This window comes from Absicoccus porci (genome assembly GCF_003725415.1).
GTDB classification, from domain to species: Bacteria; Bacillota_I; Bacilli_A; order Erysipelotrichales; family Erysipelotrichaceae; genus Absicoccus; species Absicoccus porci.
The window spans coordinates 1-15,604 of sequence record NZ_RJQC01000004.1 but is presented as its reverse complement, the minus strand read 5'-3'; the positions used below and the strand labels follow the sequence as shown (position 1 = coordinate 15,604).

The 15,604-nt window shown below is 39.3% G+C and carries 13 protein-coding genes; 12 read left to right on the top strand and 1 reads right to left on the bottom strand.

Going from position 1 to position 15,604, the window contains the following annotated elements; genetic code table 11:
- The first annotated feature begins 12 nt into the window (after positions 1-12).
- The 9 genes from EDX97_RS09665 (at position 13) to EDX97_RS09625 (ending at position 10,144) form a co-directional block, all read left to right on the top strand.
- Positions 13-933 carry a DUF1848 domain-containing protein gene (locus EDX97_RS09665; RefSeq protein WP_128520961.1) on the top strand — a complete coding sequence of 307 codons (921 nt, stop codon included), beginning with the start codon at positions 13-15 and terminating at the stop codon, positions 931-933.
- Positions 934-944: 11 nt separating this feature from the next.
- Positions 945-2,651 carry a BMP family ABC transporter substrate-binding protein gene (locus EDX97_RS09660; RefSeq protein WP_128520960.1) on the top strand — a complete coding sequence of 569 codons (1,707 nt, stop codon included), beginning with the start codon at positions 945-947 and terminating at the stop codon, positions 2,649-2,651.
- On the top strand, positions 2,648-3,232 hold the full coding sequence (locus EDX97_RS09655; RefSeq protein WP_128520959.1) for a metallophosphoesterase family protein: 585 nt from the start codon (positions 2,648-2,650) through the stop codon (positions 3,230-3,232). Before EDX97_RS09660 ends, EDX97_RS09655 begins: the two co-directional genes overlap by 4 nt.
- 123 nt (positions 3,233-3,355) lie before the next feature.
- The gene (locus tag EDX97_RS09650; protein ID WP_128520958.1) at positions 3,356-4,687 is read left to right on the top strand and encodes an ABC transporter substrate-binding protein; all 1,332 of its coding nucleotides are present in this window, start codon (positions 3,356-3,358) and stop codon (positions 4,685-4,687) included.
- Positions 4,688-4,749: 62 nt separating this feature from the next.
- Positions 4,750-5,592, top strand: coding sequence for a carbohydrate ABC transporter permease (locus EDX97_RS09645; protein WP_128520957.1), 843 nt, complete (start codon positions 4,750-4,752; stop codon positions 5,590-5,592).
- A gap of 1 nt (position 5,593) precedes the next feature.
- Positions 5,594-6,427: a carbohydrate ABC transporter permease gene (locus EDX97_RS09640; protein ID WP_128520956.1), complete on the top strand. Its 834-nt coding sequence runs from the start codon at positions 5,594-5,596 to the stop codon at positions 6,425-6,427.
- 33 nt (positions 6,428-6,460) lie between these two features.
- Positions 6,461-7,465, top strand: coding sequence for a LacI family DNA-binding transcriptional regulator (locus EDX97_RS09635; RefSeq protein ID WP_128520955.1), 1,005 nt, complete (start codon positions 6,461-6,463; stop codon positions 7,463-7,465).
- Between the two features lie 23 nt (positions 7,466-7,488).
- Positions 7,489-9,009 (top strand): 4-alpha-glucanotransferase, encoded by a 1,521-nt coding sequence (gene malQ / locus EDX97_RS09630; protein ID WP_128520954.1) that lies wholly within the window; start codon positions 7,489-7,491, stop codon positions 9,007-9,009.
- On the top strand, positions 8,981-10,144 hold the full coding sequence (locus EDX97_RS09625) for an ABC transporter ATP-binding protein (protein WP_128520953.1): 1,164 nt from the start codon (positions 8,981-8,983) through the stop codon (positions 10,142-10,144). The genes malQ and EDX97_RS09625 overlap by 29 nt, the downstream gene beginning before the upstream one ends.
- A 37-nt stretch (positions 10,145-10,181) precedes the next feature.
- On the opposite strand, the gene EDX97_RS09620 is transcribed toward EDX97_RS09625, so the two are convergent.
- The gene (locus EDX97_RS09620) at positions 10,182-11,159 is read right to left on the bottom strand and encodes a LacI family DNA-binding transcriptional regulator (protein WP_183164338.1); all 978 of its coding nucleotides are present in this window, start codon (positions 11,157-11,159) and stop codon (positions 10,182-10,184) included.
- 128 nt (positions 11,160-11,287) lie between these two features.
- Here EDX97_RS09620 and EDX97_RS09615 point away from each other — a divergent pair, with 128 nt between their 5' ends.
- The 3 genes from EDX97_RS09615 (at position 11,288) to EDX97_RS09605 (ending at position 15,455) form a co-directional block, all read left to right on the top strand.
- Positions 11,288-13,537 carry a glycogen/starch/alpha-glucan phosphorylase gene (locus EDX97_RS09615; RefSeq protein WP_128520951.1) on the top strand — a complete coding sequence of 750 codons (2,250 nt, stop codon included), beginning with the start codon at positions 11,288-11,290 and terminating at the stop codon, positions 13,535-13,537.
- Positions 13,538-13,954: 417 nt separating this feature from the next.
- Entirely contained in the window at positions 13,955-15,028 is a 1,074-nt protein-coding gene (locus EDX97_RS09610) for an endonuclease/exonuclease/phosphatase family protein (RefSeq protein WP_128520950.1), read from the top strand.
- Between the two features lie 13 nt (positions 15,029-15,041).
- Positions 15,042-15,455, top strand: a complete 414-nt coding sequence (locus tag EDX97_RS09605) for a hypothetical protein (RefSeq protein ID WP_128520949.1) — start codon at positions 15,042-15,044, stop codon at positions 15,453-15,455.
- Positions 15,456-15,604: the final 149 nt, after the last annotated feature.

Genomic DNA, 15,604 nt, shown 5'->3' with positions numbered 1-15,604 from the left:
AAAGAGGTAGACATGATCATTAATACGGGCAATCGCACCGACATTCCGGCATTCTATGCGTCTTGGTTTTATCATCGTATTGAGGCTGGCTATGTTTTGAGTCGTAGTCCCTATGATCCTCATAAAATTTATCGATATGACCTTCATCCCGAAGTGGTCGATCTGCTTTGTTTCTGTACCAAGAATCCGCGTCCCATGTTCCAACAGTTTGAAAAATTATCATCGTATCGCATGTATTGGATGGTGACTTTGACCCCTTATGGGAAAGAGATTGAACCGAATATTCAAAATAAACGATGGGTCTTACAATCGATGCGCGAATTATCGGATAGGATTGGAAGCGAGCATATGGCTTGGCGCTATGATCCCATCTTGTTGAATGAAACCTATACGGTGGAATTCCATATTCGAGCGTTTGCACAATTGTGTAAAGCCTTGTCGGGCTATACCCATCATGTGATCATTAGTTTTATTGATCTCTATGCGAAGACCAAACGCAATTTTCCCAATATTCAGGAAGTATCTCTGGATGATCAAAAAAGGATCAGCCAAGCTTTTGTATCCATCGCTTCCTCATACGATATGAAAGTATATGCTTGTATGGAAAAGGGATTATCGAAGTATGGCATTGATACATCCGGATGTATGAGTCAGGCTGTATTGGAAGATGCTTTTCACATTCGTTTAAAACCACCAACAACCTATGCACGGAAAGGCTGTCGGTGTTTGCTTCAAAATGATATCGGTGCCTATAATACATGTGGACATGGTTGTTTGTATTGTTATGCGAATGAAAATCAAACGTTAGTCAAACAAAATCAAGCTTTCCATGATCCGTATTCACCGTTATTGATTGGGCATGTACAGCCCAATGATACGATCATTGAGGTGGAACCTCATTCGATCATTTCCAATCAGTTGCGTTTGTTTTGAAAAGGAAAGGTATGAAAGAATACAGTAAAGCCAAAAAAATGGGTGAAAAAAATCTAAAACAAGGCCAATTGCTTGTTTTAGATGAAACCATAGATGCCATCGATCGATTGGATCGGTCCTATTTGGGTTGTATCGATATTCCAACCAATCGAATCGTCGGTACGAAAACACGAGGTCGTGTGTCCGCGTTTGCGCCAGGCTTTATGCCCCTTTTGGACGAAGATAGCGAATTTGCGATGAAGTGGGAAAATCTCTATGATTCCCAATTGGCAGAAGGCATTCGTGATCCGATTCAGGTGTTCGAATATCGTCGTCTTTTTTATGTCCAGGAAGGAAATAAACGCGTCTCGATTGCAAAATATGTGGGGATGCCATCCATGCGTGCCCATGTGACTCGTATCTTGCCGGAAAAGAAAGATGAAACTCAAATTGATCATGAATATGTTGATTTTTACGCTGTCACCCAGATCAATGATCTCTATTTTACTCAGGTTGGTAGTTATATCGCTTTTGCCAAGTGTTTGAATAAAGATCTTACACATCCATGGGATGGCGAAACCATTGACCATGTGCGTAGTGCATTTCATCTCTTTTGTTCCTTGTATCCAGCTAGCTATGATGTGCAATCCGATGTCTTTTTATTGGCTTGTCAACTTTATGGTCTGGATGGGGCCAAAGACAAAGAAAAGATCCAGCGACTACTGGATGGACACCAAGTCCAGCCAGAATGGATCAATAAACCGGAAATGTATCGAAAAGTCTCTTTATTTAATAAAAAGTATAGTGTGAGCTATCCATTACGGATTGCTTTTATTGCCGATTCGTCGATGGAATCATCCACTTGGATCCATGATCATGAATTGGGTCGATTGTATATGGAAACCTATTTTGGGGGCGTGGTCAAGACCCACATGTATGATGGAAGGATGGAAGATATTGTACCTACGATTGCCAAACAAATCGATATCGTGATCAGTATCAGTCCGCGGCAATTGTTAGCGACATATAAGCTTTCTTTGGAGTATCTATCGATTCATTTTATGAATTGTTCTGTTTTGCTCCAAAAGACCAATGTGCATACTTTCTATTCTCGCTTGTATGAAGCCAAGTTCTTATTGGGCATGATTGCGGCTTCGATGTCCCAGACCCATTGTATTCTCTATCAATCGGAATATCCGATATATGGCGATATTCCAAACATCAATGCGTTTGCGATTGGAGCGGGCATGATCGATCCTCAAGTCAAAGTGTATTTGGATTGGAGCTATGCATCGAAGGATGTATTGGCGGATGTGATTTCGGGGCCAGATTCCATTTGTTGGGACAATACATCCCGGGAATTTGGTATCTATCAAAAGCAAGGCGATACGATCGTCAATTTGGCAATGCCAATCGTGCATTGGGGCAAATATTATGTTTTATTGATCCAACATATCTTGGATCGGGGTGAAAAAGCGGTGCGTGGCCACAACAATTGGTGGGGCATGGACAGTGGTATCATCGATTTGATCATTTCGGAGCATGTGCCATATCCTACGCAAAATCTCATTTATGATTTGAAACAAGCGATGATCAAAGGAAATATTCATCCATTTGATGGAGAAATCCATAGTCAAAAGGGCTTGATTCGTCATCGACAAGATGCGCGATGGAGTCAAGATGAAATCATTCAAATGCGTTGGCTCAATGAAAATGTGATCGGAGGGATTCCTCAATGACTCGTATTTTAGTGATTTCGGATATCGAGTCACCTGCCTTATGGAATGCTACATCCTTTCGTCAAATGCATCCGATTGATCTGATTCTTTCTTGTGGGGATCTGCATGCTTCCTATTTGGAATATTTGGTCACGATGTTTTCACGTCCGTTGTATTATGTACATGGCAACCATGATCTCGGAAAAGAACCAGAAGGTTGTATCTGTTTGGATGATGACATCATTCAAACACATGGTTTACGAATTGCAGGATTGGGTGGTGCTTTTGGTTTGTATGAACAGGCTTGGTTGTTTGATGAAAAGGAAATGGAAAAGCGAATCAAAAAGCTGCGTCGAAAGATTCGTAAACAAAAGGGCATCGATATCTTTGTGAGTCATGCGCCTTGTATGGGCTATGGCGATTTGGAAGATATGATGCATCAAGGTTTTGCGTGTTTTAATGATTTTTTAGATCAATATCATCCGGCCTATATGTTTTATGGACATTGTCATCTGGAATATGGTTCTTTTGAACGGGTTCGACATCATCCATCGGGAACGACATTGATCAATGGATATGGATATACGATCGTAGAAATTTAATTTTCTACGATTTTTTTTATTTTCTTATTGATTTTTGGAAACGTTTACAATACTATAGAGATAGAAAATGTAAACGTTAACGGAAACGATTACAGAAACGTAGAGAGTATGAGGAGGAAGATCATGAAAAACGTATTGAAAAAGTTTATGTGTGGAGCTCTTTCCGTTGCTATGTTTGCGGGTGCAAGTGCTGGAGTTTCAACGCCAGTACAAGCCAAATCATCTTCAAAAGGAGAAGTTTATTATTTGAACTTCAAACCGGAAGCTGATAAGCAGTGGAAAGAATTAGCGAAGTTGTACACCAAAAAGACAGGTGTCAAAGTAACGGTATTAACGGCAGCGAGTGGTCAGTATGAATCAACATTGAAATCAGAAATGGCTAAAAAGAAGATGCCAACGTTATTCCAAGTCAATGGTCCAGTGGGATTAGCAAGTTGGAAAGATTATTGTTACGACTTGAGCGGATCCAAGATCGCAAAACAATTGACGAGTAAAGATTATGCTTTGATGGATGGCGATAAGATGGCCGGTATCGGTTATGTAACCGAATCGTATGGTTTGATCGTCAATAAGAAATTGTTGAAAAAAGCAGGGTATTCAGTTAGTGATATCAAGAGTTATGACTCTTTGAAAAAAGTAGCTGAAGATATCACAAAACATAAAAAGAAATTGGGATTCAGCGCCTTTACTTCCGCTGGTATGGATAAATCGAGTGATTGGCGTTTCAAGACACATTTAGCTAATTTACCTATTTACTATGAATATAAACAAGATGGTATTTCCAATACAGATGCCATTAAGGGTACATATTTAGATAACTATCGTAATTTGTGGGATCTTTACATTAATAATGCCACTTGCAAGCCAACACAATTGTCAAGCAAGACGGGTGATGATGCCACGGCTGAATTCGTAACCAATAAAGCTGTATTCTATCAAAATGGTACTTGGGCTTATAACGATATCAAAGATATCGGGGATGAGAACTTAGCGATGATTCCTATTTACTTTGATGTTGATGATAAGAACGAAGGATTATGTACAGGAACAGAAAACTACTGGTGTGTAAATAGTAAAGCAAGTCAAGAAGATATCGATGCAACTTTGGATTTCATGAATTGGTGTGTTACTTCTAAGACTGGTTTGAATGCATTATGTGGTGGCGATAAAGCAATGCCAAGTGGAAAAGATGGCATGGGATTCAATATTCCATTCAAGAAGAACTTAAAATCTTCGAATTACTTGGTAAACTGTGCAGCTAAATATGACAAGAAAGGTAAAGCACCGGTCACTTGGAACTTTACGACAATGCCTAGTGAAGAATGGAAAAATGGCGTTGGTTCTGCTTTGACAACATATGCTGCTAAGCAAACGGATGAAAATTGGAACAAAGTTGTTTCTGCATTCGTTGATGGATGGAAGACAGAAGCTGCAGCTACAAAGGATAGCGAATAATAACACGATAGCGGTAAGTGATGTTCAATCGCTTGCCGCTTTTTAAAAAGAAAGGAGACACTATGGGAAGAAACATTAAAAAGTATTGGCCGATCTTTGTGTTACCGACCATGGCTGCTTTTGCGATTGGATTTGTGATTCCATTTATCATGGGTATCTATTTATCTTTTTGTAAGTTTACAACGGTGACAGATGCTAGATTCATTGGTTTGAGCAATTATGCAAAGGCATTTGGTGATAAGATCTTTCAACATTCCTTCTGGTTGACTTGTGCATTCGCCATTGTAACGTTGGTCATCATCAATGTGGTTGCTTTTGCGTTGGCCATGGCTTTGACTCAGAAATTAAAAGGAACCAATATTTTCCGTACGATATTTTTTATGCCAAACCTGATTGGTGGTATTGTTTTGGGTTATATTTGGCAATTGATTTTTGCAGGTATTTTATCGAAATATGATATGGCTTTGAATTTGGATGCACGTCTAGGCTTCTGGGGCTTGGTCATCTTGGTATGTTGGCAACAAATTGGATATATGATGATCATCTATATTGCTGGTTTGCAGTCGATTCCAGGGGATGTCTTGGAAGCCGCTGAAATTGATGGAGCCACCAATCGACAAAAATTGTTTAAGGTCACCATCCCGATGATGATGCCATCCATTACGATTTGTACGTTCTTATCGATCACCAATGGTTTCAAATTGTTTGATCAAAACTTAGCTTTGACAGCTGGTGAACCCGGCAAGATGAGTGAATTAATGGCTTTGAACATCTTCAATACATTCTATGGACGAAGTGGATTCGAAGGTGTAGGTCAAGCCAAAGCTGTGATCTTCTTTATCATTGTGGTTGGTATTGGTTTGATCCAATTGCGTGCAACCCGCAGCAAGGAGGTGCAACAATAATATGAGCAAGAAAGCCAAAAGTTATTTAGGTACGGGTATTCTTACTTTCATTTCGATTTGGTGGGTGATGCCTGTATTGATTGTTTTATTTAACTCATTCAAGAGTAAAGTATGGATCTCACAGGAACCATTTACACTACCAAATGTGGATAACTTTATCGGTTTGGAAAACTATCAAGAAGCCATTACATCCTATGACTTACTCAAAGCTGTCGGTTGGACCGTGTTTATCACCGTAGGCAGTGTTCTTGTGATCCTGATTTGTACAAGTATGTGTGCTTGGTTCATTACGCGTGTAACCAATCGCATCACAAAATCTATTTATATCTTATGTGTGTTCTCTATGGTCGTCCCTTTCCAAATGGTCATGTTTACATTAAGTAAAATTGCCAATATCTTAGGCTTGGTTACACCTTGGGGCATCATCATTATATATTTAGGTTTTGGCGCCGGTTTGGCTGTCTTTATGTTCTGTGGATTTGTCAAATCCATACCAATCGAGATCGAAGAAGCAGCGATGATTGATGGATGCACGCCACTACAGACCTTCTTTAAGATCGTATTGCCAATCATGAAACCAACGTATATTTCGGTTGGTATCTTGGAAACGATGTGGATCTGGAATGACTTCCTATTGCCATATTTGGTTTTGGATCTGAATCGATTCAAAACATTATCGATTGCGATTCAGTATATGAAGGGAAGTTATGGTCGAGTCGACATGGGAGCCATCATGGCCTCCTTGATATTAGCTGTTATTCCTGTCATCGTATTCTATCTCAGTGCGCAAAAATACATTATCAAGGGCGTTGCAGCCGGTGCTGTGAAAGGTTAGAATTATATTTAGTCGTTTTGAGGAGGCAGGTATATGGCGACAATCAAAGATATTGCGAAATTAAGTGGTTACAGTATTGGTACGGTTTCTCGTGTGATCAATCACCATCCGGATGTTTCAGATAAAGCGAAAGATGCGATTCAAAAGGTGATCGAACAAGAAAACTATCAACCCAATACGAACGCAAAATTAATGAAATTAAAATCGAGCAATATCATTGCCATCATCATTAAAGGATATGCCAATATGTTCTTTTCAGAACTATTGGAACAACTGCAAGCCAGTTTAGCTGCTGCCGAACAAGAAGTATCCATCTATTATTTAGATGAAAATGATGACGAAGTCGAAACTGCCTATCGAGTGTATATAGAAAAAAAGCCAAAAGGATTCATCTTTTTAGGAGGTAGTTTGGAGCATTATGATCAATATTTTAAAGATGCCGATGTTCCTTCGGTCTTATTGACCAATGATGCCAAACATGTTCAAAATCCTTATGTTTCTTCATATACAACCGATAATTTGCGCGCAGGTGCCTTTGCAATCCAATATTTGATCGATCATGGCCACACCCAGATTGGTGTGATTGGTGGAAATCCAAATTCGCATACGGCCAATGACCGATTGGCAGGTGCTGCTAAGCAAATGCAGAAACAAAACATTTATTTTGATGAAACGTTCTATGAACCGGGGCGGTATTCGTTTGATGGTGGCTATACAGCCATGAACACTTTATTGACCCGTCATCCAGATATCACGGCCGTCTTTGCCTTGGCAGATACCATTGCGATTGGGGCTTTGCGATGCATCAAAGACCATCAATTGGATGTGCCAAAAGATATTTCGGTCATTGGTTTTGATGGTATTGATTTGGGTCAATATTGTATTCCCCGATTAACAACTATTTATCAAGATATCGAAAAAATGTCGAAAAATGCGGCAGAAAATATTTTATTACGAATGAACTATCATAAAGCAGCTGAACATGAATGTATTCCCTTTGAGATCATTCAAGGAAAAACAGTTGCGAATCGAAAATAAACTTTCGTTAGAAAGGGGTGCTTATGAAACGAAGTGCTGGAATTTTATGTCCGATCTTCTCTTTACCTAGTCCTTATGGAATTGGTACTTTAGGACAAGCAGCCAGAGACTTCATTGATTTTTTAGAACAAACCAAACAATCCTATTGGCAAATCTTACCAATCGGACCTACAAGTTATGGAGATTCTCCTTATCAATCCTTTTCTTCTTATGCAGGCAATCCTTATTTCATCGATTTGGATACGTTGAAAGATCAGGGACTTTTGCTGCAAGAGGAATATGATTCGTTGGATTGGGGAAAAGATCCACAGCGAATAGAATATGCTAAATTATTTAATCATCGTTTTGAAGTTTTAAAAAAAGCCGTAGCGCGATTGGATGATCCGGCCTTTGATGTTTTCTGCCAAGCCGAAGCGGCTTGGTTGGATGATTATGCCTTATTCATGACAATCAAAGAATTACATGCGGGTCAATCTTTTTTGACATGGCCAGCCAAGCTGCGTAATCGAGAGCCACAAGCGTTAGAACAAATCCAGAAAGAGCATACATCGGCCATTCGTACTTGGAAAGGAATTCAATATTTCTTTTTTCAACAATATGCCACAATGAAAGCCTATGCCAATCTGCATCATGTGCAGATCATTGGGGATATTCCGATTTATGTGTCAATGGATAGTGTCGATGTTTGGAGCCATCCGGAACAGTTCTTGTTGAATGAAACTGGCAAGCCCGATTTTGTTGCCGGCTGTCCACCCGATGCTTTTAGTGAAGATGGACAATTATGGGGTAACCCATTATTTGATTGGGAGCGAATGAAAAAAGATGGCTATCAATGGTGGATCGATCGCATTGCGCATCAAATGCGTTTTGTGGATGTCTTGCGCATTGATCATTTCCGTGGTTTTGCGGGCTATTATGCGATTCCCGCAAAGGATCAGACTGCACGCAATGGCCATTGGGAAAAAGGACCAGGGATTGGTTTATTTGATGCCATTCATGATGTGTTAGGTAATCTAAATATCATTGCCGAAGACCTCGGCTTTTTGACACCGGATGTGTATGAACTGGTCCAACAAGTGGGATATCCAGGCATGAAGATCTTGCAGTTTGCGTTTGATGATCGCGATACAGGAAATGGATATTACCCTCATTCTTATACAAGGCATTGTGTTGTCTATCCGGGCACACACGATAATGATACCGTGCTGGGTTGGATGCATTCAGCAAGTCCAGAAAATGTGCAACAAGCCATTGATTATCTCCATTTGGATGAAAAGGAAGGCTACAATTGGGGCATGATTCGTGGTTGTTTTGGAAGCGTAGCGGATTGGGCCATCATTCCCATGGCCGATATTTTAGGATTGGATAATCAAGGCCGAATCAATGTACCGAGTACATTGGGAAACAATTGGGTATGGCGGTTTGAAGAAAAAGAACTCAATGAATCTATTATAAAGAAGTTGAAAAAAATGACCAACTTATATGGTCGAAATAGAAAGTGGAAGGAAGAGTCACATGTCGACAGTGAATTTAAAACATATTGAAAAAGTATATCCTGCTGGAAAGAAGAGTAAGAAAAAACATAATTTAAAAGTGACCGATGAAGGGGTATTTGCGGTACAAGATTTTAACTTAGATATTGATGATCAAGAATTCATCGTTTTGGTTGGTCCTTCGGGATGTGGTAAATCTACGACCTTACGTATGGTTGCCGGTTTGGAAGAAATTACTCGTGGTGATTTATTTATCGATGGAAAACGTATGAATGATGTAGCTCCAAATGAACGTGATATTGCGATGGTGTTCCAAAGTTATGCGCTCTATCCTCATATGACAGTTCGTCAAAATCTAGAGTTTCCGTTAAAGATGCGTAAAATGGATCAAGCAAGCATCGATAAAAAAGTTAATGAAACGGCGGAGATCTTAGATATCACTCAATTTTTGGATCGGAAGCCCAAAGCTTTATCGGGTGGACAAAGACAGCGTGTAGCGATTGGTCGTGCCATTGTCCGTGAGCCAAAGGTCTTATTGATGGATGAACCATTAAGTAATTTGGATGCGAAATTACGTAATCAAATGCGTGCAGAAATCATCAAATTAAGAAAACGAATCAAGACAACCTTTATTTATGTCACCCATGATCAAACGGAAGCCATGACTTTAGGTGATCGCATTGTCATCATGAAAGATGGAGTCATTCAACAAGTGGGTCGACCACAGGAAGTCTATGATAATCCATACAATTTATTTGTAGCTGGTTTTATTGGTGTTCCAGCCATGAATCAATACAACGGAAAGCTACTTTGTGATAAAGAAACATACAGTGTGCAAGTGGGGGATGTCATCATGCCATTATCGAAAGAGAAATCAGCGAATTTGGCACGTAACCATGTAACCGAACAAGATGTGATCGTTGGTGTTCGTCCGGAACATATCACTTTAGAAGGAGACCCAGCCAAAATGATCCATGGAACGGTGGATGTTTCGGAGATGATGGGAAGTGCAATCCATTTACATGTCAATGCATTGGGAAAAGACAGTGTGATCATTGTGCCAACGATTGATTTGCAGGCAGGCAATGACTATAGTATGGGCAGTGACATTCAATTCACATTCTCAAGCCATGCGATCCATGTCTTTGATCCTGTCTCTACTTTAAATTTGGAATATAATAAATAATTACGATTACCTTCCACGGGCTCAGATAAGTCAATGCTTATCTGGGCTTTTTTACGCTTTCTCGTTCAATGATCGAGAAGGGAACAATGATCTTGGTTGCCACCAGAAAGGGATTATCAATATGTTTGATCAATTGATTGGCGGCTTCCATTCCCAATTGTTGGGCATGGATATCGATCGTGGTTAAAGGCGGAATGGATTGATTGCCAATTAATGAGTGATTGAAAGCAATCACAGATATATCTTTCGGAATTTGAAGGTGACATGTATGACAGAGATGCTCTAATTTTAAGGCAATCAAATCATCGCAACATACCCATGCGGTTGGATGTTCTGGATTTTTCATCAAAGCAAGAAGCGCCTCTTCTTGGAAGGTATCAAAGATATATTCGGGACGGGATTCGATTTGTTCCTGCAATAAAGCTTGCATATATCCTACTTTGCGTTCAATCGAAAAGATGGCTTCACTGCCTGCACCAATAAACCCAATTCGTTTGTGGTGATATTTTAATAGATATTGAGTGGCTACCTTTCCCGCTTCTACATTGTCGGTATCGACATACAAGGAGCTATTGTTGGAGTGACTAGGTTTGCCAATGATCACAAAAGGAGTCTTATGTTTTTGCATCGTTGTAATAAGATGCTTACTATTTTCTGAATACAGAAAGATGTAACCTTGGGCATGGGAAATGTTAATGGCAGCTTCTAATTCGGCATCGTTCGATCCGGTGATGAGATGGATCCGAAAGTTTTGTTGGAGACAGATCTTGCCAATGCCTTGCACACTTTCTAGATAAAAGGGGTTTTCTAAAGAGTCTTGGCTTGTCTTTGGAAAAATGACACCAATGGATCGGACTTCGAGACGATTGGCATCGGTATAGCCCATTTCTTCCATCACTTTGCGTACTTTTTGCTTGGTTTGTTCACTGATCGAGTAATGATCATGCAGTGTCCGGGAAACGGTAGAAACGGATACACCGGCTTTTTGGGCAATGTCTTTTAAGGTATAACTCATATCTATACGATACTGTCTTATGCAAGGAAATGCAAACTTTTGCATACAAGTTTCTTTATTTTTGAGTAGAAAGGGCGGAAATAAAGGTATAATAAAGTTGCAAATGGAAACGTTTACAGGAGGAACGTATGCAAGTATCCGAACAATTAGAACATATTGTGGCTGCCCAATTTGAAAAGACATTGGATCAATGTTCCAATGAAGAAATTTATGGGGCCTTATTACAATTAACCAAAGAGCGAATTTGTCATTGTTCCCATCCGCAATCGCAACGTAAGCTCTATTATATTTCAGCGGAATTCTTGATTGGCAAATTGTTGTCGAATAACTTGATCAATTTAGGCATCTATGAGGATGTTAAAACGTGTCTATCCAGCATAGGGAAACAATTAAGTGATATCGAAGAATTGGAATACGAACCATCGTTAGGCAATGGTGGTCTGGGTCGTTTGGCGGCATGCTTCATGGATAGTTTAGCGACTTTGGGCCTGAATGGAGATGGCATTGGCTTGAACTATCATTTTGGTTTATTTCACCAATTATTTAAAAATCTCAAGCAATATGAAACCAAAGATCCATGGTTGAAAAAACCGTCTTGGCTAGAAGATACCGGTATTTCTTTTTCGGTTGAGTTTGGGCATAGCCGTGTGACTTCCCATCTCTATGATCTGGATGTCGTGGGGTATGAAAGTGGTGTGAATACCTTGCATTTATTTGATCTCGATGGTGTGGATGAAAGCTTGGTCAAAGAAGGCATTGACTTTGATGAGAGCCTAGTTGATCGCAATTTGACGCTATTCTTATATCCGGATGATAGTACCGAGGCTGGACGTAGACTACGTGTCTATCAAGAATATTTTATGGTATCCAATGCTGCTCAATATATATTATGGGAACAAAAGAAGTTAGGGCATGATCTTCATCATTTGGATCAATATGTATGTATCCAGATCAATGATACCCATCCTTCCATGATCATTCCGGAATTGATTCGGCGTTTGATGTTTGAAGGTGTGCGTCTAAAAGAAGCCATCAAAATTGTGTCTCATACGTGTGCGTATACCAATCATACGATTTTGGCGGAAGCCTTGGAAACATGGCCGTATGATACGTTGGCAGATATTGTGCCGCAATTGATGCCAATCATTGAAGTCTTGCATATGCTTGCACCGCCAAAAGCAGGTACCGAGATCATCGACGATCAACAAAATGTCCATATGGCAAGCATGGATATTCATTATGGATACAGTATTAATGGTGTTGCGGCTTTACATACAGAAATCTTAAAGACAAGTGAGTTGAAAAATTTTTATGAATTATATCCTGATAAATTTAACAATAAGACCAATGGCATCACGTTCCGTCGTTGGCTTCTATATACCAACCCTGACTTATCCGCATGGATCGAAAAACGTATTGGTCCTGGCTTTAAAAAGAATGCCGATGAATTAACCAAGCTGGTAGCTTTTGATCAAACCGAAGATCTAACCGAATTGAAAGCCATCAAAGATGCCAATAAACAAAGATTGTGTGCCTATATCGAAAAGACACAAGACATTCATATGGATCCGAATAGTATCTTTGATATTCAGATCAAGCGGTTGCATGAATACAAACGCCAACAAATGAATCTTTTGTATATTATTTGGTTGATCGAGCAGATTCGTAAAGGTTATCGTCCAAACCACAAGGTCACATTCATTTTTGGAGCTAAGGCAGCACCTGCCTATATTTTAGCCAAAGATATCATTCATGCGATCTTATGTGTAGAAACTATTATTGAACAGGATGACCTATTGAAGCAATATATCCAAGTGGTCATGGTAGAAAATTATAATGTCACAAAAGCCGAAAAATTGATCCCGGCTGCGGATATTTCTGAACAAATTTCTTTGGCATCCAAAGAAGCAAGTGGTACTGGCAACATGAAATTGATGTTAAATGGTGCTGTTACGCTTGGTACGATGGATGGAGCCAATGTAGAAATTGCGAATTTAGTTGGCAAAGATAATATCTATATTTTTGGTCAATCCAGTGAAACGGTCATTGCGCATTATGCGCATGCGGATTATCATCCACAAGATTATATTGATGCAGAAGTAAAAGCGGTATTAGATTTCTTGATTTCCGATGAAATGGTAACGATTGGCGATGCAACATGTCTGCAACGGTTGTATCAAGATTTGAATCATAAAGATTGGTTCATGGCCCTGTTGGATCTGAAATCCTATATTGCGACCAAGAATCAGATGATCAAGGATTATCAAGATACGGAAAGTTGGATGAAAAAATCGCTTGTGAATATTTCCATGGCTGGTTTTTTCTCCAGTGATCGTACGATCGAGCAATACAATCACGATATTTGGAAATTGGATTAGTGGCATCTCTTTCTCCTATTTCATTCACAAACTAATTCAATCCCATATAAGAAATATACAGGCGGTTGCCTGTATATTTTTAACAAGTAAGAAAATAAAAAAGGGTTCTTTAGATCATCTTTTAAAAGAGCGTGGTATCATCTGATCAGAACGTGCAAAGAATAATAGATCATCTAAAATGCAGTCTAATGTTTTGTGTATACACTTCGAGAAGAAAAAGCATTGTGTTCAATACATGTCAAAGACAGCTCATCATGAAAGAATACTTATCGGACTGTGCAAGCACAAAAGGCTTTTTTCTGGGTGCAGATTCGAGGATATGCTTAGAACTACATAAGATCTGTGGGATTGATTCATAAGGCATGCAGTCCATCTAATTTTTGGTATAATAAAACAAGAGACAGAAAGAGGAACAGTATGAAAAAATTTTTTAAGATCATCGGAATACTGCTTCTTTTGTGCATCGTCGTTGTACTAGGTTATTTTATTTATGTTTATGCAACGTATTATCGTGTGGCAGATCATCAACAATTATCCATTAGTCAGTTCGCAACAACCAAAACGCTGAAGACCGATACACAATATCGTATTTCGAGTGCCAATATTGGTTTTGGTGCGTATAGTGATGATTATTCGTTCTTTATGGATGGGGGAAAGTATAGTCGCGCTCGTTCCAAAGAAGAAGTCAAGACCAATGTACAAGGTGAGATTGCTACGATTCAATCGTTAAAACCAGATTTTGCGATGTTTCAAGAAGTAGATGTCGATGGAACACGAAGTTATCATGTGAATGAATATCAAATGTTGGAGGTTGGGCTAAAAGACTATACGTCAGTTTTTGCTCAGAATTATGATAGTCCATATTTGTTGTATCCTTTGAATTCACCGCATGGAAAAAATAAAGCGGGCATGGCAACTTTTTCAGATGTGCAGTCAACGATGGCTACAAGACGTTCATTACCCATTGAAACTGGATTTAGTAAATTTATGGATTTGGATCGTTGTTACATCAAACAAGTATTTGAAGTGGACAATGGGAAACGTTTTATTGTTTATAATGTTCATCTGTCAGCGTATACCACCAAAGGGGATACGGCGACAAAACAGTTAAAGATGTTATTTACGGATATGGATCAAGAAGTACAAAAAGGATCGTATGTGATTGCTGGTGGTGATTTCAACAAGGATCTATTAAAAGATTCGTATGCCATTTTTAAACAAGGTGATAAAAATGTGGGGGATTGGGCCAAACCGATCGATACCTCTTTGATGCCAAGTTCGTTAGAATTGGTGGCCCCTTTTGATAAAACGAATCCGGTGCCTTCGTGTCGCAATGCGGATCGACCGTATTCAAAAGATGATTTTGTCTTGACCGTCGATGGTTTTATCGTATCGAAGAATGTCCAGGTCAAAGAAGCAAAGGTCGTGGATGCCAAATTCAAACATAGTGATCATAATCCAGTTTATTTGGATTTTTCATTGAATCAATAAGGGAGGAATGTCTATGTCAATCAAACAAGTTGTGATTCATTCGGATCTTCGTCGTCCGGATCAAATTTATCAAGCCAGTGATGAGGTGGAACAAAAATTGACGATTCAAAGAGATGGAACCGTACGATTGGATGCCATTAGTCATGAAGGCTATCCTTGTTGGAAAGAGGAAAAAGAAATTGGTGAAGAACTGGCCATCGAGATCTTGGATCTGTTGGAGCAATATGCCAAACAACCCGCTGAGCTTTCGCAGGCGGATGCCAGTGAATGGGAAATGCATATCGTTTATGATGATGATTCCCAACAAAAACTCAAAGGTCCTATGATTGGTAAGGTCTATGCAGGAGATGTTGATCTGACCGATTTTATTCGCAATCATCTGCCCTTCATGTCCTTGGGTGTCTTTGACAGAACCGATTCTCTATGATATAAAGGTCCATTTATATGAGTGGACCTTTTTAATATGTTTTTACTTATTTTTTTGAGTATTTAAGATTTTGGGTGGGATTTCACTAATTTGTGGATTCCACTCTTTTTTTGTATTTAAGATTTTAGGTGGTTTTATTTAAGAAATAG